Origin of the sequence: Chryseobacterium sp. c4a, from assembly GCF_009900745.1 — a bacterium.
GTDB lineage: Bacteria > Bacteroidota > Bacteroidia > Flavobacteriales > Weeksellaceae > Chryseobacterium.
This window is the reverse complement of record NZ_WXVU01000005.1, coordinates 226,590-247,372: the sequence shown is the minus strand read 5'-3', so window position 1 is coordinate 247,372 and position 20,783 is coordinate 226,590. Positions and strand designations below refer to the sequence as shown.

The following is a 20,783-nucleotide window of genomic DNA, read 5'->3' as shown; positions in this document are numbered from 1 at the left end:
ATTTTTATTTTGCTTTCCAACTTGAACTTGCTTAACTTCTCCAGTTTTTGGATTAGTTCCTTGAATATCTATAAACCTTTTACCTTTACTTCCTTTAGGTGTATCCACTCTTACCTCAGTCTTTATTTCTGTAAATCCATCAGCATCTAATTTTTTTCCAACTTCTTCTATTTTTGCTTGATGCAATGGCCCACCTGCTTTCCCATACGGATTAGGTACTTTTCCTGCAGTTGTTTCTGCAATCCCAGCACTCCCTTCGGCGCCAGCAAAAATTCCTTTTATTGCAGACCAAACTCTTCCAAAGAAGCCTGAAGCACTCGCGGCCCTAGCAGATAGTACAACCTCTTCTATCTCAAAAATAGGAGCAGAAATTATTAATGTATTAATTTCCTGTATCTGATCCGCATGTGCTCTTAATTTGGAAGCCTCTGTACTTCGCCCCTGCCTATCAAGGTTATCTGCAAGTAACTGTCGCGCTTCGTAAACTTTGCCAGCATTTAAAGGCAGTGGTTCTGAACCTTCTAACTCCCTGGCATCTACTACTCTGTTTCCACTAAAGGCGTATTGCATGCAATACGCCGATTAAAAATTATAAGCTCTACTCGTTGTTTATAAAATTTATACTTCAAGAATTTTTACCATTTCTTCGTCGCCAATTTGTTTTGCAAAATCTAAAGGGGACTTATTATTTTTGTTTTTAGAGTTTATATCTGCATCATGTTGTTTCAATAGTTTGACAATGTCATAATTACCACGAGCATTAAAAACAGCTACCCAAAGCGCGTTATTTCCATAAATATCTTTTTTATTTATTTCCATTGCGTCTTCGTTTAATAATAACTGAGTCGATTTAATATCATTATGGGCTGTAGCATAGTGCAATGGGGTTTTCCCATCCTTATCAGAATGATTAACATCAATATCACAGTATAGTAGATATGCTGCAATTTCATACTTTTTGTAAGCTATTGCTTCTTGCAGAAGATTTTGATGATACTCGTTAATAAATTCATTAACATTATTCTCATTAACTTCTTTTCTTAAACTTTCAAATTGATTAATCCTAACCAATTGAAAAACATTTTCAATATTATCGTTGCTCATATTTTCCACTTCTATTTGCTGATTTTGATTCTGGTTGATAATTGCCAGGATCTCTATATCTTTTTAAGAATTCTTCTTTATCAATTTTACCATCCATATAGTCTTTATGTAATTTTCTATATTCTTCACCAGGTTTGTGACCCATATCCCACGACCTTGGTTTAACGCTTTTGTCCCATGTTAACTCTTCCCCAGTGTTCGGATCATAAACTTTATTATCTGGTTGCTGTCCATTTTTCCAAACTGTTTCAACTTGATCTTTACCGTAAGATGGTCTACTTTTACTATAGGGCTTTTTTGAAGAATTTTTCGCTTTGGAGGTTGCTTTTGAAGCAGCTTTACCTTCTGCCTTAGCTTCTGCTTGTAATACAATTTTACCAGCTTTTACTTCCGTTTTTACCTGAGGAACCAGATTTAACCCCAAAAGCATAGCAGCATCTTTTCTACTAGCTTGATTTCCTTCTAAATCTCGTCCTGTAGCTAATGTATAAATTTCTTCAACTGGCGAAACTGTTCTAATCACCGCCATGAATGTTTTACTATGAGCTTCCTGATCCTCTCTTTCTGCTCTAGCTTGGACTCCTCCATTTTGCTTCATGGCCATCCTAAATCGGAAATCTTCGCCTTCTAACCCTTCTAGTTCAACATGTTGAACAACTCTATTTTCTGAGAAATTATAATGCGACTGGTAAGCATATTTTTCACTTAAAGGATCTACATTGAAAAACCTACCCAGCTCGGGGATACTGTTTCGCCATTTAAAAGAACTCCAACCTGTTTCCTTCTGCTTTTCCTGCCCTTGGAAACCATAAGTATAATTAGGATTCTGTGTAAGTTGCGGTGCAGCATATTCTAATCCAAAAGGATAATACCCTACTTCCCTATCTATAACAGCCTGATTGTTAGCATCACGATAGTAAGCTAACCTTATATTTCCAAGGTGATCTTCGTAGTTATAAATATACCTTTTTTTTTCGAAATCATAATACCCTTCTGCAGTAGGAAAAAACCGGAGATTATTTAAACCACTACCTTCCAAATACTGAAAGCCATCCAGGTATTCGGTGATTTCAGAAAGAATAGAACCACTTCGAGGATGACGGTAACTGAATACCTTTTTTAGTTTGCTGCCATCTGCTCTATAGATAAACTTTACGTTACTATCGGAATCGGTATAGTTTACCTCTGTCGGTAAGTTCAGATAATTGTATTTAATCTCCGCTATGCCTTTATCCAGATGGCTGGTCATATTTCCGTTTTCATCATAGTCTATGAGATTTCCGCCAGCCGGATATCCTAAATTGTTATTGCTTACATCCAATACTCGCTTCAGTCTGTTTCCTTCATATAAATTATATTCCAGTTCATCTATCAACAGCGGTATATTGTTATATTTCTGAAACCTGCGGAGTGTCTGGATATTTCCGTTCAGATCATACGCAATGTGTTCGTTGTAGCCGTCATTGGCCGGAGTTGTAGCATAAGGCTCCCGATAGGAAGCGTCTTTCAGTCTGTCTAATTTATCGTATTTATAAGCATATCTCTTCAAGCGGTTTTCTCCCGCTGACCACCAGTCAAATTCTGAAATATTACCATTATATCTTGCAGGCGCAGAGGCGGCATCTTCCGGTTTTTCATATTTCAATTCAAAGGCAAACAAATTACCACTGGTAGGGTTATTTACTTTGCGAAGCCATCCTCTGATATTGTATTCATAATCTATAGACTGTAATGGAGAACCTGTAGTATTCCCTGTTTTCTTATTGATCAACTGACCAATATCGTTATAGGTATTTTCTGCAAGCAGTTCTTCAGGTTGTGTATCTACCTGATGATAATGTTTTAAAAGGCGATTTTGGTTATCATAAAAGAATCTTTCTTTAATCGTCACCAATGTACTCCCCTGATTTCTGAGGTGATACGTATAGCTCTCTTGCGGTTTTCCCGAAAAATCAAGTTTAAATTCTTTTTTAGTATAGCCGCCTAAAGGGTTCCAACTTCTTTCACCTATTTTCCTGCCTTTAGTATCATAATAAAAATAATTTTTCGTCCAGCCATTATCTTCTATGTTTTTCACGTAAGTGGCCGTCGGAATACTTAATGTGTTTATTCCTCCATTCGCGTACTTTGAGGAACTAATCACAAACTGATCAAGAATCTTTGTAGGAGTCGGTTCTTTCTGATCTCTGGGATAAGAATCGTAATAGTTGACCGTTAAAACCGGGCTTATATTCTGAAAAAAACGATTGGTATAGTATACCAGCAGCTCATCTGCGTTAAACCCGCCTACTACAGTTTCCTCATTGATAACCTGATCCCCTATCTGGCTCTGCATTTCTGTCCTGCTTCCTCCGGGAATCATTCCGGTATATACAACACGGCCTAAACGATCGTATTTGGAGATTAACCATTTTCCTTGTTTTTGCAGGTTTACATCTTGGGTAAGTATAGGGCGGTCGGCCCCATCATACACCACAGATTCCCAGTTGCCTCTTCCCGGCAATTTCTTTTCTACCTGCCGCCCTTTTCCATCGTAACGGTACTGATAGCAAAGCGTTTCCAAAATATGCTGGCTTACGGTATTATTATTTTGTTCTATCTGCTGTACAGCTTTTGGTGGAATAATAAATACCTGCTGTCCATACTCATTATAAACATAATACGTATCAACATTCTGCGAGCCATCCGTACGTCTTATCAGCAACAACTGCCCACGGCCATTAGTATATTGAATTACCGGTGTGCCATCCTCATCAATCACGGTGTTTTTATACAAAACGCCGGGAGCAAAAATGCCTACTGTAGGCGTTGATGATACGGTATTGCTGATTGCTCCTACTGTATTCGTTGTAGTATTTGTCAGAAACTTCTTTACCTCACCTGCTGCGTTTACCTGATACTTAAATTGAGTTGTGTGCCCCGCGTACATTCTCCATTCATCTCCCGGCTGGGCTTGCTGCAATACTCTGTCCAAGGGTGAATTTTCAATCTCCTTTTCAGCATACGCATAAGCAGTGCCGTAGTAAGCATTAGCTGCATCTTCATTGAGTATACCGGTATGTATGGCAGCATTCAGTGAATTGGCAGGCACCGGAAGGATGTCTTTTGTTTGCCTGCCAAAATCGTCGTAGGTAACCGGTGTTACGAGATCTTTTCCAGTAGTAGTGGCTTTTACCCCTACCACCTGTTTGGGCCTTCCTAAGCCATCAAAATAGGTTACGGTTTCAGTTTTCTTAGTACAGTCGTCATTCAGGCAGGTCTTGGATTGTATAAAGTTTTCGGATGTGCTTTGTGCATAGGTCGATGTAACTGCAAACAGCAGACCTAATAGTTTTATCTTTTTCATGATGTGTTTACTGTTTGTAGTTGTACTTAAATTCTTTGAGTGTTTTAAAAACGTAATTGCCGGCATTATCCCGCTCTCTGGCCTTAATCTCTTTTAATCGGTTGGCAGTATCATAAATGTACAGTTCCCTAATTCCGGAAGGCGGCGTTATGGTAGTAACACCAATCAACGGATCATAAGTATAAGTAGTGATATGGCCAAGAGGATTAAAGCTTTCAAAAGCGGAAAGCAACGCAGCTTCTTTGGTAGGATCAACAGCATCTTCGTCCGATTTGGCTACAATATCTGCAATCAGTGGTTCTACCTGGCTATATAACGCACCTACAATCTTAGCAATCGGTTTTGTCTTTTTATAACCCCAAACAATGCTGACAGGCGTACCGTCTTTGGTGGTATACTGCAAAATATTTCCATTTTCATCATACTTGTCATAGCTTACATCTTTATAGGATTGAGAACTATTGAGTGTATCAAATGAATATTCCGATAAGGGAAGTACCAGATTTCCCGTTGCTGCATTGGGCAGTGTTGTAGGATAAATTGTTTCTTCTCGGGAAGTTAATTTGGTAACATTTTCAACTGTTTCTTGCTCTCTTGTTTCCAAAAGGATTCCAACCATGTTTTTGCCAATCAATAACTGATTGTTTTTCTCATGGGCATAATCGTAATTGTTTAGTGTAGAAGACAAATCAGGAAAAATAGTCTTTTGACTGGTCAGTTGGGTATGCTTCGGATTATCGTAAAAATACTGCGTTTCCGTCTTCATGGCAGTTCCATCCACATAGTCTGTTGTTTTCTGTGATTTCAGATATTCAAAATGGGAGATGTTTTTGTATTGTACAATATCAAGATTGTCTAACTGATCTGCAAATGTCAATACAGTGCCGGGCTGTTGCCCAAAGCAAATATCTTTATAGACTGTTGTTACATTATTGGCGCCAATCGCATAACAATTCTTATAGCCATCGGTAGTAATATAATAATGGGAATGATTGGTTGTACACATGGTAGCTGAAAAGGTTCTAGTAACGTCTTCGGCAGTGCAGGTGTAAGTGACATTCTTAGCCAGTGGGTTGTCGTAATTTTTTCGGATAGAAAACCCGTCTACCTGGTATTTTCTACTCTGGTCTTCTTCATAATTCATTTCGGCTGTACGTACCAGTTTATTGTTTGCATCCAGATATTTTGTGGAGATTTCACGTCCATTATTCCAACCAAAGTTTGTCCATGTTGAATTCCGGATATTTTCACCGTACAATACTTTTCCATAATCATCAACATCTGTAGAATAATTGTGAATAATGGTAGATTTTCCCTCTACAATTTCCTGTACGGTTTTGTAAAATACATTCGGGTGCGTAGCATACAACTGATTGATGTTGGTGGAAGTAACCGTGTAATAAGGAAAGCGTTCTACACCAATAGGGACAGGTTCGCCTGTTGATCCGGCAGGAGGCTTCTTATAGCAGGTTCTTGTAAATTTAACCGATTCTTCAAACTCGGGCATTTTTAGTACAATCGCTTCACTGGTCTGTTCATTTACGTCATGATAGACAAATTTTCTTGTTGTTGCAACGCCGTTTTCTGTATAGTCCACAATTTTACTGATTCTAAGTCCGCCAATAGCGACTTCACGGTCGCCTCTTACCTCTAACTGTTTCGTATAGGTTGCTGCAGCCTCTGACTGTACGCATAAAAAGAGCGTTCTAAGCGATAAGGTAAGTGGCTGGTTTTTGGAAACCATCGCGTAGTAGGCGTAGGGGGCTGGAAGCGTAAGCGAAGTCGTTTCAGCCGTAGCCATACCACCAGGTGTTTTTTGGTATAAAGTAATCAAATTGCCATTTGCATCTCTAAGATTAGTAGTGGCACGATGTTTCCCAGCAACCTCATACTCTTTTTCACAGGCATTGCTGTTAAACCATGCTCCCCCACCAATTGTAATTTCCTCATCTTTCACAGGCGTAAATGTTACCTGAGCAGTACCTTGCGGGCCGCTACTTCCTTTTTCTGCACCAATTTGTACGCCCGTCTTCTGCTCCGGAGTAATCACTACATTCTTTTGCACTTTTGTATGGTTCTCATAGAAAAATTCTGTAGATCCTTTGGTGGGGTAAACGATCTTTTTTAAGATACCTATCGCTGTGAAGTCCGGGCTTACATAGGTTGATGCGCCATTATAAGAACTCCACGAAACCACTTTATCAATTCGTGGAACCAAATTTGTATTTCCCGTTGATCCGTTGTGATAGCCCCAGCCATCCCTGCTAAAGGCAAGCCTTTTGGGAAATTTATCTGGCTGGTTGTATTCAAGCCCATAAGTTGTATTCAAAACATTATCTACAACCGAAGTCAGGAACAGCCTGTTGTTTCCGGTGAGATTATAATTGAGTACTACATTGTTAACAAGGGTATTGTTCACCTTCTTCGTCACTTTTTGCAACGGTTTATAATCTTCACCGTTGCCTGACTGTAGATAGTCAAAAACAATATCCCCATACACTGGGTTGTTGCTGTATATTCTTTTGATTTGCTTTCCGGTAACGTGCTGGTTGTGGTTCATCAACTCACTTTCTACAGGGTACAGAATATATGCAGGATTTCCACAACTAGAATGCATCGGGCCGTATTTGGGCTCGGTATAAGACAATGTTTGCGACTGACTTATAGTGGTAGTATATCCTCCATCAACGTTTTCAATAAAAACGGTTTCTCCGGTGGATACATCTTCTATTTTTGTGAGATACCAAGCTGTGGTAGAAATAGAAATAAGTGAATGCCCATTGCCTGAAGTACGGTTAGCGGTGCTTTCCTTATCGGTAAAATAGAATTTCATCCCATCATCTGTCGTGATGGTGAAAGACGGCCCTCCGCTTCTGCCTTCAATAATTACATCTTTTTGGGAGTAAACAACCGGCATTCCTCTTTTGTCAAAGACAAATTTAATCTGCATACCGCCAAAGCTGGCCATATACAAATCCTGCTCCGTATCCACATTGTCATTAGACGCATCCTGAAAAAACTGCATTGCAGCCGGGCTGCGGGTACCGCCCATACTATCCACATCCGTTGGAAATGAAATATTGGTCAAATGGTCTTCATCCGGCAGATCCCTGATCACCCTTGTAATCACTCCTGCTGAAATAAGGTTCCAGCCCAGTCCCGCAGAACCATTCATGTCATCTACTTTGATTCCATTAGAAAAATAATTGAGTTTAATGGGAAGACTGATATTTTTGGTTTGAAAACTTGTTATCGGAATATCTACATTGGCATTTCCCGTAAACAAGCTGACAGGGATATTTCCAAAAGCGCCCAATTTATAAGACTCCGATGATGGAGGTTTAATGTTGGGAAGTGTAGACCTTTTATTGCCTGTAGTTTGTGCTACTGCTGTACTTAGCGATAAGCAAAAAAACAAACTGGTTATGTTCTTTTTCATGATAAGTGTTTTTTATTTTTTAATCAGCTTTGCATTCGCTGTTTTGTTATTATCCGTTTTTATGGTCACCAAATAAGCTCCCTGTACCAAAGTCTGGGTGTTCATCTTAGTCACTCTGTTTTTCGTTTTAAAATTCTGAAGCTGTCTTCCGCTCATATCATACAGCATAATATCAGCTTCTTTAAAGTCAAAGCCGATTTCTACATACGCATAATCGGATACCGGATTCGGATAAATTTTGATATCGTATTTTTCAATCAAATCGTTTACTTGTTTGTCCCCAAGTTTGACAATCTTCCAGTTTTCTTTACCTAATTCCTTGGCGCTTGTTCCCGCTAAAACGATGGAACCATCCCTGTTGAGTTTCAAGTCCGAAAGTCTTTCTTCTTTCTGTCTGGATTCGCCTGCTATATGCTTTCGCCATTGTTCATTTCCGTTGCCATCCAAGTACAGCATCCAGAAGGTCTCATCATCCTTTTCTATTCTTCCTTCTGCCTGGGTATAGCCCCCTAATAGAAATCCTTTTGAGGATTTATCATCCGCTGAATGAATCACACTCATCCCCATCAGAATATCACGGTTTTTGAAATTGTAGGATTTTTGCCATTGCTCTTCGCCACGTTCATTCAGTGCTATAAGCCATATATCCGTTCCTTCTTCAACACCAACTGTTTTGTTCCCCGACCTTTCCGATCGAGATTCTCCGCCGATGATGTAGCCTGATGATGTAGCCACAAGTGTTCTTAAATGATCATCACCTTTGCCGCCGAAATTCTTTTCCCATTCTACTTTTCCATTCTTATCCAGCTTCACAATCCAGTAATCGCCTTCACCATAATTTTCTGTTTTCTTAGCATAAGAAGAAGTTGCTGACGATGGCTTTGGAACACTTTGTATCTGTCTCGTAGTGCCTAACCCACTACGGGAATAAATTCCTAAAAGTGCTCCGCCGTCCATCGTAGGGACGAGCTTTTCAGCTTCATCCAAACCACAACCACCTATGAAAACTTCTGATATGACTTTACCTTCTTTATCTAATTTTGTAAGTACAATATCTGTGGAGCCATAGCTATTTTGTGCGTTCTGCACATTTCCTGCAACGATGAAACCCAGGTCTGTTGTTTGTACCACCGCCCTTGCTTCTTCATCAGCAGCCGTTCCAATTGTTTTCTGCCAAAGCTCATCTCCGTATTCGTTAAGCCTTATCAGCCATATATCCGAACCGCCTTTGGCATCGTCTTTTTTATCCAAGCCTTTGTCTGAATACGAAGTGCCTGCTAATAAAAATCCGCCTTCCTGTGTGGCTACAGTTGCAGATAAATAATCGTGATTGTTTCCTGAGAAATACTTTTCCCAGGCTTCTTCTCCCTGCTGGTTTAGTTTAACCAGATGGAAATCATAACCGTTGTTCTGCTTGCTTTTCTGTTGAAGTTTGTCGCTCTGTATGGAGCTTCCTGTAATAAGATATTGCCCGTCGATGGTCGTCGATACTTGGCTCAGAAAATCCTGCGTGGAAGATTTAATATCTTTTTGCCAAAGCAGTTCCTGCCCTAGCAGTGGAATGGTGGTATACAAAAACAGTACACCGAAAATTGTTTTTCTCATAAGTTATTTTAAGTTGATTTGTATTTATTTCACGGTTCAATATTACCGCGTGGTTGCGTCAAAGAGTGTCGTGTTATTTTTTTTCATGCGAGGGTTTCTCGCGCAAAGGAGTAAGGCTGCAAAAGATAGTTGCATGGGTGTATTTTTTTCATAAGCATTTGGTTTTTCGTGAACTAAATTAAAAACATGTGGTATTCTCCACCATGGGGAAAACCCCATATTTGTACTCCGTGATTTTACGGATTCACTTTTCAGTGATTTTATGCCTTGTTTTTTTCGTTAGTTGTGGCGTTTAAAATTGTGTAACAATTTAAAAATATTTCCAAACGCTGTGAAACAATGGGGTTATAAATTTAATAACCCACGGTTATAAATTTTATGCTTCCGGCACTTTCATGCCTTGTAATATTTTTTTATTTTAGCCCTATAATATTTACTATGGCAACACTGGGAACCAAACTGGCGAGACTGCGAACAAAAAAGGGTTATTCACAACAACAGGTGGCCGATTTGCTGCATATATCCCAGCCGGCCTATCACAAGTGGGAAACCGATACATCGAAGCCGGGCTTTGAGTCTGTAGCTAAATTGTGCGAGATTTTTGAAGTGGAAATTAATGAACTGTTGGAAGATGGCAGTACCATTATCTCCAACAATACTTTTGATTCCTGTTCTTCCAATGTGATTGGAAACGCTTATAATCCTGTATTCAATATCAACTCTTCTGCTATGATGGAAAGTATTTTAAAAAATCAGCAGGATATTACCCAAATGATGGATGCGCAAAATAAATTGATTGAATCGTTGATTGATAAGCTGAAGGCTTAACCTGATTGCTTTTATTAAACAAATACACAAATAAAAACGGATGATTGCTCATCCGTTTTTATTTTCTTCGTTCTCTTTCTCCGGTATTAAATGTCGCAAAGCAGAATCGTTCTTGATACGTTCTATTCCACTTTCATACGAACAATTTACTAACTCCATGATAGGAAGAGTACAAACGCTTTAATATTCACATCATCATAAAAACATATCTTCTGGGGTATTTCCAGAGGTATATAAACAAAAAAAGCCCCTTAAAAAAGGAGCTTTTGTGACCGCAGAAGGATTCGAACCCTCACTGTCGGAGCCGAAATCCGAAGTTCTATCCATTAAACTATGCAGCCGTATTCATAAAGAATGAATGATAAGTACAATGTAGTTCAAGATTACTTATCATTCATTGCTTATAATTAGAAGGTAATCTTCACACCACCCAGAATCTGTGGCCCTAAGACTTTATAAGCCTTGTAGGTTTGGTATTTTGAGCTTAGAAGGTTATTTCCGAGTGCGAAAATACTGAAATTTTTGTGAATTTTATACTCCACTGAAAGATTTAAATCCGCGTAACCACCAACTTTGTCGTTCGTATTTTCTAATGAACGGTAAATCATCCCATTAGGTGCTTGTGCATTGGCAATCCCTTCGATTGAAAAAGAGTTCGTTGTTCTGTCGCTTGCAAAAATTCCTTTGAAACCTAACAATAGTTTCTTGTCCAGCATGGTATATTTAGCTCCAATGCTAGCGTTCAATAATGGAACGTTGTAGATATTATCGTAATTTTTCAAGTTATATTTTGTAAATCTTACTTCCCCGTCAATCATTAAGTTTTCTAATGGGAAATACTGTACGCTACCTTTAATATCGCTTACATTTCCATCATCATAGATCGCAGAGAATGTATTGGCAAAATCATAAGCAGAACGGTTCAGGGTATAATTGTTGTCGAAAAGACTGTTGGCTTTAAAGAACATGATGTCTTTCATTTTTCCGAAACCTGCAGAAACATCATATTTCAACGTTTCATCGATATCTCCTCTTAACCCTACATAGAAATGGTATTTTGTTTCTGTAGGCTTTAAATACTGGTCAGAAAGTACATAAGGATTCTCCTGAAGAAGATCTCCGTAAGTATTAAGTTTAAGACCTCCGTCTACCCCACCATAGAATTTAAACTCTTTAGCAGCAGCCACCTGGAATTCCGCTTGTGGAAACCAATAGGTTTTGTTGTTCTTTACCTGATCCATCAGCCTGTTTGAATTCTTAGCATTCAGGAATGAGAATCCTGATCCTAACATCAAGTAAGACTCCCCTTTTCTGAAGGTTACTTTTGGAGTTAAGTTGGTATTGAAGAAATTGGCCGTATTTTTATCAACGATGGCAAACTCTGTTTTCACAGCCTCTAAACCTACTCCTAAATCCGCATTCAGGTTGATTCCTGATTTTCCAAGTTCTACAGCATGTTTAGAGAAATTAGCCAAGATTGAAACCTGATTTTCCTGAGCATCGAAATGGTCTTTCAGGAATGATGATTTTACTCTTACATCATTCAAGATTTCGTTAGAATAAAAATCATAATATCCATTTACTTTGAACTGATTCACTTTCTGCTTCAGATCAACATCAGCACCAGGTGCCAAAGCATAGATTCCATAATAGTTATAATTATTCAACCCATATTCAGCATTGATATTGAATTTCCCTTTATCCCCGTAAGAGTTCAGGAAAGCACCTATCGTTGCAGAGGTTTGTTTAGATTTCCAGTCGTAATCATTTTTAAGCCCACTTGTAGAAAGTAAATGTACGTCTGCTCCTACCTCAAATTTATTTTCAAGAGTTTTAGACACATTTCCATCCAACAGGATCTTCCCATAATTTCCCATTCCAAACTGAACATAGTTGTTCTGAGCTGTACCGTCAAATTTTGGAGCCACATCTTCTCCCTGAATCGTAGAAGTTTTAAAGTCAGAGACCGCAGGAACATCTGTAATGGTATATTTTACAGGATTCTGAGATTTCTCTTCCGGCGGATAATTTTTAATAGTTTCCACGGAAGTCTTCTTTTTCTCGATCTTCTTCACTTCCGGCTCTCTCTTTTTATTAAGAACCAGTTTCTCCTCCTTGATCTGGGAAAACGCGAATTGCGAAACCCCTAAAAATATTATGGATAATAATTGAATTTTCTTGTTCATATTTTCTTTATTTGAAAAAAATATATATTGGGTTTATTTATTAGAAGCCATGTAACTTCCTAGTAAAGCTTTCCCCGATTGTTTTGAAAAAGTTCTGCCTACCCTGAATATATTAAACAGCCAAAGGCTTTGATAAACTTTTAATTGATATTGATAATTTTTCGTTGTACTGTTTTCAGTTACATCATAACGATAAGAAATATCATAAGGAAATCCGGAAGGCAACAAACCGACAGTAATCATACTTCCAATCATCGGATTCCCGCATGAAGGAGTACGTGTTTCCATAGGATGCAGTGTTATTTTTGCTGCATTGGTACTGTCTTCCACAATTTCGTAGATATCAGAATGTTTTAAAATATTAAACTCTCTTTCTAATTCTTTATTCTCAACAAAAGCCTTTTGTCTTGTAAAGTTCACCTTTGCCCTATTATATTCTTTGGGATTGGCACTATACGAAGGAATACAGCTGGATAATGAAACAGAAATTAAAAAAGAATATGTTACTAATTTAAACATCATGTTTTATTTCTTAATCTGCTTTTTAACTTCTTTCGCTTCTGCTACGATATCAGGGAAGCTCTTATAGTTCGCAATAATCTGGTCACATGTATAACTTGCCTGGTAGTTGTCTTTCAGTCCAATATAGTTTTTGGCCATCAATACCAATGCTTTAGCTCCCCAATATTCTTCAGAAGCATAATTATTAGCAAGTTTAAAGATCGTTTCATTGGAAGATTTGAATGCCTTCCCTTTATTCTGATAGTAAGCTTTTGCATACAAAGCTTCTGCTGCTACCGAAGTATTGGACGATTTTTCAAGAGCAGTATAAGCTGTTTGAGCATCTTTATCTTTTCCTGAATTCATTAAACTTCTAGCTTTGATTACTTTCGCAGTTTCAATAACTGCCGCAGAGTTTTTAGAGTTTGCTATCACTGCATTGGCCAGCTTTTCTGCTTCAGAGAAGTTATTTTCACTAGCGTATAACTTCATCAGCTCAACATTCGCATAATTTTTAATACTGATGTTGGAAGAATTTTTAATGCCTTCAAGGTATTTCTTAGCTTCAGCAGTATTCCCCTGCGTAATGAAGATTTGTGCCAAACGGGTTTGAGCATCATCCTGATAATCATTCTGAACTCCGGCTACTTCCTGTAAAACAAGTAAAGCTTTTGTAGAATTATTGGTTTGATAATAACTTTCTCCCAATTCATATTTAGCCTGATAAAGACCTTCTCCTGTTGGATTTTGCGTTAGGTATTTCTCATAATAAGAAATCGCATTTTTATAGTCTTTCTTCGCAAAATACTGTTTTCCGGTAGATAAGTTGATTTCATCAATTTCTGAAGCATCAACGTTCACTCCTATGTTTCTTGCAAAGCTTTCATAGCCTGAAACATCACCGTTTTTCGTGAATATCGGTTTAGCAGCCTGAACGATCTTCTGTGCATATGCTGTATTTTTATACTGCTCGCCCAACGATTTCAGTTCAGAAAGCGCTTTATCATTTTGGTTCTGATCAATATAATTCTGTGCTCTGTAAATAGAGGCATTGGCGATCAGATCTTTGTCTGAAGATGTTTTAATCACCTTTCCAAAATAATCATTGGAATTGGCAAAATCATCCTGAGCAGCATAAGCCGTTCCTATTTCGTATTGAGCATCATCATAATACTCAGAATCCGGATATTTAGATAACAGGTTTTTCAGATTAGTAATTTTCGCCTGAGTATCTCCTTTGAATCCTAAAGCCATTGCTTTCTGGTATACGGTATAATCTGTTGCGTCTGTATTTTTATCGTAGATGGCAATTGCTTCATTCAGGTCATTATTCGCATAGTGAATATCTGCCAGACGAAGTTCTGCATCATTTTTAAATTCTGGTTTAGGATTTGCCAGATATTGTTTAAAGTAAGTGGCAGCCTGATCGAATTTTTTAGACTTAAAATAAGCATACCCTAAATCATAAGGCAACTGCTGTTTTTCCGGGAAGGTTTCGTTCAGAAGTTTTTCATAACGAACAATGGCAGACGGGTAATTTCCTTTCTGGTAATATACCTGTGCCAGCCAATATAAAGCTCTGCTGTTAAATTCTTTATTGATATTAAAGCCTAAACTTCTCAGGAAATATTTCTCTGCTTCATCATAATTCCCTTTATTGAACTCTTCTGTTCCTAATAGGTAAGAAACTTCTTGATCTACCTTATTGATTTCAGGGGTTGAGCTCTGTAATCGGTCAATAGCATTCAATGTTTCCTTATAATTTCCGGAATACAGATATGATTTCACCAATAGTGATCTCATTTCCGAAGCATTGGAAGCATTCTGGTTATCATTGATATAGCTTTGAAGAACTGTAGACGGATTTTCAAACGGGTTTCCGATATCATAACCCAGTTTAGCATACTGCTCGTGAGCTAATTTTTTCACTTTCGCATCATAATCCATCTGGTAAGAAGAACGGAATGCAGAAAGAGCCTCCTGTTTTTTATCAACTGCTAAATAAGCATTCCCCAGTTGATAATAAGCATTCTGTGCTAATGCTGAATTACTGTTTACAAGCTGATTGTAATAAGAAACCGCTTCATCGTATTTTTTAAGCTGAGCGGCAACAAACCCCATTTCATAAAGATCATTTTCAGATGGATTCTGTTGTACATTCAGATAATCTTTCAAATGAGGATAAGCAGCATTATAATCATTCTTCATGAAATAACTCTCTCCGATGATCTTATGTACCTCAGCTTTGTATGATTCTGAAATATTTTCGTTTAATAAAGCATTCCCTTCAGAAATAGCCTTATCATAATTCTTATCATTATAATACATCTGTACATAATACGGACGTACCAGTTTTGAGAATTTATCCTGATCTTTTATAGAATCAAAATATTGGAAAGCTTTATCATTTTGTCTGTTGCTGTAATAAAGATGTCCAAGCATATAGGCAATATCTCCTTTTTGAGACTGATCCGCCGTTTTATAGGCTTCTTCCAAAGCATCAGTAGCTCCTTTAGAATCTCCCATCATAAACTTAGCATAGCCCAACTTCAGGATATATTGAGTATTCTCTTCTTTTGACAATTGGTATTGGTTTACTTTTTTCAACGTTTCCAATGCTTTGTCAAAGTCTTTTTTCGCCAGGTAATAATCAGCCAAAGGAAGATTAGCTTGAGCAAAATATGCAGAATTAGGATATTCTTTCATAAAAGCTGTCAAACCTTCTTCAGCATGATTTTTTTGAAGAATCACCCCGATCACATTATCAAAAAACTGAGCCGCCTCCTTCTTTGAACGGGACAAATTCTGATTATAGAAATATTGTCTTGCGTATTCGTATTGGGAGGCGTTGTATATTTTAGTCTGATAAAGATTTTCAGCTAGATTGAATCTGTAATTTTCTTTCTGTGTAAAATATTGGGACTGTTGAGCATCGGAAATTCCGAAATAGATGACCGCAGCCGCTAAAAGTATTTTTTTTGATTTCATTCTTCTTTATATAAGAAAATTAGTCTAAATAAGTTAACGAAAATATTAAAAACTTATTGTTTAAGCAAGTTTTAGCAGATTTAATACATAAATAAGAGAATTCACAATAGTCAAAAAACATTTCACTATCGCATGATAAAATTTCTTACTTTCGCCTGATAAAAATGTAAACAATTTCAGTAAACAGTTACTAAAAATATATTTTGAACTGATACTTTTTGAACAGCAGCTAAAAACATACCATAAACACGCTACAACATGAAATTTAAGATACTTTTAGCATTAATTTTTGTGAACCTGATGCAGGCACAAAAATTTTATTTCCCGAAAACAGCGATAACGGACTCTGTTGTTTTGGAAAAACAAATGCCCACCCTAGCCCTTCAGGTTATTTCACAACTTCAAACCAAGAAGAACAAACCTAAGAATAATGTAGATTTTCTTGATAATCTTTTCCGTTTACAGATGGTAGCAAAAGACTATAAAAGCTCTATTTCCACTCTATCGGATCATAGAAACGAATATGCAGATCACAATATGGCAGGCAACAAAGCTCTTGCCTTTGAAATCTACAGTATGACCAAGTTAATAGAAAAAGATAGTAAAACCTCTTTCCCCAGTGCTCTGAAGACAGCTTTCAATACAAAATATGAAAGCTTATCCGATCCATTGATCACCAAAGTGGGGCCTGGATTGGATGGTGATATAAATGAGTATAAGAAAGCTTTGAAGACAGCACTTATCAAACAAAAAGATAAAGACAGTATAGAGTATGCTTCTGCCCTTGCTTTATGTAAAAGCTATATAAATTATAAAACATATTCCAGCATCAAACAGCAGTCTATGCAATTATTTAAGGTAAAAGAGCAGGAAAAATTCATCGTTGAAACTCAAAAGATTACCTTAAAAAACGGAACGACACTAACTGTTACCGTTGCCAGAAAAAAAGAAAACACTTCTCCTCTTCCCGTTATTCTTATCAATAACATTTATGCAGGAGAATTAATAGATGCATCTATTGCTAAAAAAGCCGCCGTCTATAATTATGTAGGAGCTGTTGTCAATACCCGTGGAAAAAGAGATAGTGAGGATATCAACAACCCTTTCGAGCATGAATCACAAGATCTTTACGAAGTAATAGACTGGATAAGCAAACAGCCATGGAGTAATGGGAAAGTAGGTATGATGGGCGGAAGTTATTTAGGTTTCAGCCAATGGGCAGCTGCTAAAAAGCTACACCCGGCATTAAAAACCATTGTTCCTCAAGTCTCTGTAGGAATTGGGATAGACTATCCTGCTCAGAATAATGTATTTATGAGCTATATGATGCGTTGGATACGATTTGTGACCAACAATAAGCTAACTGATGACGCGGATTTCAACAATTATACAAAATGGGACTCTATCAATACAGCATGGTATAAAAGTGGAAAATCTTTCAGAGCATTGGATACCATAAGCGGTAAACCCAATAAGATATTTCAAAGATGGCTGGATCACCCAGGCTATGATCAATATTGGCAGAAGATGGTTCCTTATAAAAATGATTTTGCCAACATCAATATCCCTATTCTAACGACTACAGGATATTATGATGCTGACCAGATAGGAGCATTGTATTATTATAAAGAGCATCATAAATATAATAAGAAGCCCAATCATTACTTAGTAATTGGCCCTTATGATCATGCGGCAGCACAAAGCTATGGCTATAACTATGCTTATGGGAATCTCATAGACCCTGTGGCCAGAATTAGTATTGATGAGCTGGCTTTTTCATGGTTTGATTATATTTTAAAAAATGGAAAAAAACCGGATCTTTTACAAGATAAAGTAAACTTCCAGGTTATGAATACCAATGCATGGAAACATGTTTCAACTCTTGATAAAATGCATTCTTCTACCCTTAAATTTTATCTTCGGGATCGTAAAAATAATGTTTCAGCTTTTGAAAAACCTTCATTGGAAGGATTCACACAACAAACCATTGACTTTAAAGATAGAGCTCCGAAGGAGCTTTACCATAAAGTAAGTACACAAGACAGTGTAAATGTGACTAATTATATGTACTTTGAAAGTGAGGTTTTGGATAAAGACATTATACTAAGTGGAAACTTATCCGGTGTATTCAATGTTTCCGTTAATAAAAAAGATTTTGACAGCAGTACCCAATTATATCAGGTACAGCCGGATGGAAAAATATTTTCATTATCCACTCATCTTGTCAGAACAAGCTATGCAAAAGACAATTCTGTACGCCAACTTCTTAAACCTGGTAAAAAGGAACAAATTCCAATAAAGAACTCAATGTTTATGAGTAAAAAAATAGAAAAAGGAAGTAAACTGATCGTATTAGTAGGAGCCAATAGAAGTAAAAACTGGCAGGTTAACTACGGAACAGGTAAAAATGTAAGTGATGAAACAATACAAGATGCGAAAGAACCTTTAGAAATAAAATGGTATAATAGCAGCTATGTGGAAATACCTGTTTATAAAGACTAAAGGGTTTTCGTTAAGCATTTTTACCTAAATGTTACTAACGACTGTTAACATCAAAATAAAAAATCATTACATTTGTTTTTTTCAAATCAAATATAGTTTATTGAATGAGTCAACTTTTTAGAAGGAAAGTCTATTCGGATACAGATACTTCAACAGGACTTTTAAGAGTTTTAGGTGTATGGGACATCGTATTTTTTGGTATTGCGGCAATTATCGGAGCAGGAAGTTTTAGCAGTTTGGGAGAAGCCGTTTTCAGAGGTGGCCCAGGGGTGATTCTTCTTTATTTGATTTGTGGTTTTGCTTGTGGTTTTACCGCTTTATGCTACGCCGAGTTTGCCAGCCGAATTCCTACCGCAGGATCTGCATATACCTATGCTTATGCCAGTTTTGGAGAATTAATTGCCTGGGTCATTGGTTGGGCATTAATCATGGAATACTCTTTCGGAAATATTTATGTAGCTTTTTCATGGTCTGATTATTTCACCAGCTTTTTAGGACGACTTGGAATGCATATTCCTGATTATTTAACCTGCAGCTACACAGAAGCTAAGAAAGCTTTCTTAAACGGTTCTGAAAACAAAGAGCTTTTAAATGCCTGGGCATCAGCTCCATTAATTGGGAATCTAAAATTCATCGTTGATATTCCCGCTTTGGTCATCAATGGATTAATCACATGGCTTTGTTATGTAGGAGTGAAGGAAAGTAAAAACTTCAACAACTCATTGGTTATTCTAAAGTTAGGAGTAATCCTATTGGTTATCCTGGTAGGTTTTGCATATATCAATACTGACAACTGGACACCCATAAGCCCTGCGACGGGAAGCCCATCCTTTATGCCTAATGGCTTTACAGGAGTTATGAGTGCTGTTTCAGGGGTTTTCTTTGCCTATATTGGCTTTGATGCTTTAAGTGTACTTTCTGAAGAGACTAAAGATCCTCAAAAGACCTTACCAAAAGGGATGATTATCTCATTAGTACTATGTACGGTAATCTATATTGCTCTTACATTGGTATTAACAGGTATGGTAGATTACAGAAAATTTGATGGTGTGGGAGATCCGCTTTCATTCATCTTTGAAAAAACGAATGCCAATGTAGCATGGATGGAGCTTGTTGTTTCTTTCGTGGCTATCGTTGCTATTACTACGGTATTATTGGTTTTCCAGATGGGACAGCCAAGAATCTGGTATGCTATGAGCCGTGACGGATTGATGCCTCAGAAATTTCTAAAAATTCATCCCAAATATAAAACACCTTCTTTTGCAACTATCGTTACAGGAGTTGTCGTGGGAATTCCTATTCTATTTACAGATAAAACTTTCATTCTTGATTTTACCAGTATCGGAACAATCTTCGCATTCGTATTAGTGTGTGCAGGAGTTCTTATGCTTCCGGCTAAAGAAAAAATAAAAGGCAGATTCCACCTTCCTTACATCAATGGTAAGATCATATTTCCCGTTGTTTTCATTGGTGGATTAATTGCTTTCTACTACTGGCAACCGGAGTTTTTCCAAACATTAATGAATTGGAGCGACCCTAAAGAAGGAGAATTCAGAGCGTCTATTTTCTTCTTTATTCTGATCAACATAATCTTATGCGGGGTTGCTTTTATCAAGAACCTTTCTCTTATTCCATTAGTAGGATTGAGTTCATGTTTATACCTTCTTACCGGGATGAGCCATGAGAACTGGTTCTGGTTTGGAATGTGGTTCCTGATCGGAATGTTTATTTACTTCTTCTATGGTTACAAAAACAGTAAGCTGGGAAAAGAACTAAAGAATAGCTAAAACAAGTATAAAACGTTAAAAAAAGGCAAAATAACAGGATCAGTTATTTTGCCTTTTTCTTTTTGTACCCTTTATTATAAAATCGGCAACATTATTGCTGTAACTCCAACAGAAACAATAAACTAATACCGCTATGCCTGAAAGAATTAAAACCTACAGTGAATTTTATCAGTTTTATCTTACGGAACACAGTAAAACAGGAACCAGGATCTTCCACTTTATTGGAACATTGCTGGTATTTGTTGTAATAGGCTATGTTATCAGTTCGGGAAAGGAAAGATTTCTATGGTATATTCCGATTGTGGGATATGGATTTGCATGGTTTAGCCATGCCGTTATTGAAAGGAATAAACCCGCCACATTTAAATATCCATTATGGTCGCTAATCTCAGATTTTAGACTTTTCTTTGAATTATTAATCGGTAAACAAAAGTTTAAAGAAACAAATAGCCAGATCCAAAAACCTTAAATTTCATTCCAACATTCATTGGCTTTGT

General features: G+C 37.3%; 12 protein-coding genes and 1 tRNA gene. 4 read left to right on the top strand and 9 right to left on the bottom strand.

The annotated features are described in order from the left end of the window. From GTR01_RS09870 to GTR01_RS09850, 5 genes are all read right to left on the bottom strand, one after another. Positions 1-570, bottom strand: a 570-nt coding sequence (locus GTR01_RS09870; protein WP_160137666.1) for a hypothetical protein, incomplete at its 3' end; no start/stop codon positions are given. A gap of 48 nt (positions 571-618) precedes the next feature. After that, positions 619-1,104, bottom strand: coding sequence for an ankyrin repeat domain-containing protein (locus GTR01_RS09865; protein WP_160137665.1), 486 nt, complete (start codon positions 1,102-1,104; stop codon positions 619-621). Further along, positions 1,091-4,450, bottom strand: coding sequence for a DUF6443 domain-containing protein (locus GTR01_RS09860; protein ID WP_160137664.1), 3,360 nt, complete (start codon positions 4,448-4,450; stop codon positions 1,091-1,093). The genes GTR01_RS09865 and GTR01_RS09860 overlap by 14 nt, the downstream gene beginning before the upstream one ends. A gap of 7 nt (positions 4,451-4,457) precedes the next feature. Beyond that, complete coding sequence (locus GTR01_RS09855) at positions 4,458-7,889, bottom strand: hypothetical protein (RefSeq protein WP_160137663.1); 3,432 nt, start codon at positions 7,887-7,889, stop codon at positions 4,458-4,460. 12 nt (positions 7,890-7,901) lie between these two features. Next, the gene (locus tag GTR01_RS09850; RefSeq protein ID WP_160137662.1) at positions 7,902-9,494 is read right to left on the bottom strand and encodes a T9SS type A sorting domain-containing protein; all 1,593 of its coding nucleotides are present in this window, start codon (positions 9,492-9,494) and stop codon (positions 7,902-7,904) included. Positions 9,495-9,932: 438 nt separating this feature from the next. Here GTR01_RS09850 and GTR01_RS09845 point away from each other — a divergent pair, with 438 nt between their 5' ends. Beyond that, on the top strand, positions 9,933-10,322 hold the full coding sequence (locus tag GTR01_RS09845; RefSeq protein WP_160137661.1) for a helix-turn-helix domain-containing protein: 390 nt from the start codon (positions 9,933-9,935) through the stop codon (positions 10,320-10,322). A 269-nt stretch (positions 10,323-10,591) separates the two neighbouring features. Here GTR01_RS09845 and GTR01_RS09840 read toward each other — a convergent pair. The 4 genes from GTR01_RS09840 to GTR01_RS09825 form a co-directional block, all read right to left on the bottom strand. Then, positions 10,592-10,663 (bottom strand) — tRNA-Arg (locus GTR01_RS09840). A 66-nt stretch (positions 10,664-10,729) separates the two neighbouring features. Further along, positions 10,730-12,508: a TonB-dependent receptor gene (locus tag GTR01_RS09835; RefSeq protein ID WP_160137660.1), complete on the bottom strand. Its 1,779-nt coding sequence runs from the start codon at positions 12,506-12,508 to the stop codon at positions 10,730-10,732. A gap of 33 nt (positions 12,509-12,541) precedes the next feature. Beyond that, complete coding sequence (locus GTR01_RS09830) at positions 12,542-13,030, bottom strand: hypothetical protein (protein ID WP_160137659.1); 489 nt, start codon at positions 13,028-13,030, stop codon at positions 12,542-12,544. A gap of 3 nt (positions 13,031-13,033) precedes the next feature. Beyond that, positions 13,034-15,997 (bottom strand): tetratricopeptide repeat protein, encoded by a 2,964-nt coding sequence (locus GTR01_RS09825; RefSeq protein WP_160137658.1) that lies wholly within the window; start codon positions 15,995-15,997, stop codon positions 13,034-13,036. Between the two features lie 258 nt (positions 15,998-16,255). On the opposite strand from GTR01_RS09825, the gene GTR01_RS09820 reads away from it, so the two are divergent. The 3 genes from GTR01_RS09820 to GTR01_RS09810 all read left to right on the top strand — a co-directional run bounded on the left by GTR01_RS09820 (position 16,256) and on the right by GTR01_RS09810 (position 20,755). Beyond that, positions 16,256-18,499 carry a CocE/NonD family hydrolase gene (locus tag GTR01_RS09820; protein ID WP_160137657.1) on the top strand — a complete coding sequence of 748 codons (2,244 nt, stop codon included), beginning with the start codon at positions 16,256-16,258 and terminating at the stop codon, positions 18,497-18,499. 104 nt (positions 18,500-18,603) lie between these two features. Next, complete coding sequence (locus GTR01_RS09815; RefSeq protein WP_160137656.1) at positions 18,604-20,286, top strand: APC family permease; 1,683 nt, start codon at positions 18,604-18,606, stop codon at positions 20,284-20,286. A 133-nt stretch (positions 20,287-20,419) separates the two neighbouring features. Then, positions 20,420-20,755 (top strand): DUF962 domain-containing protein, encoded by a 336-nt coding sequence (locus GTR01_RS09810; protein WP_160137655.1) that lies wholly within the window; start codon positions 20,420-20,422, stop codon positions 20,753-20,755. The last annotated feature ends 28 nt before the right edge of the window (positions 20,756-20,783 follow it).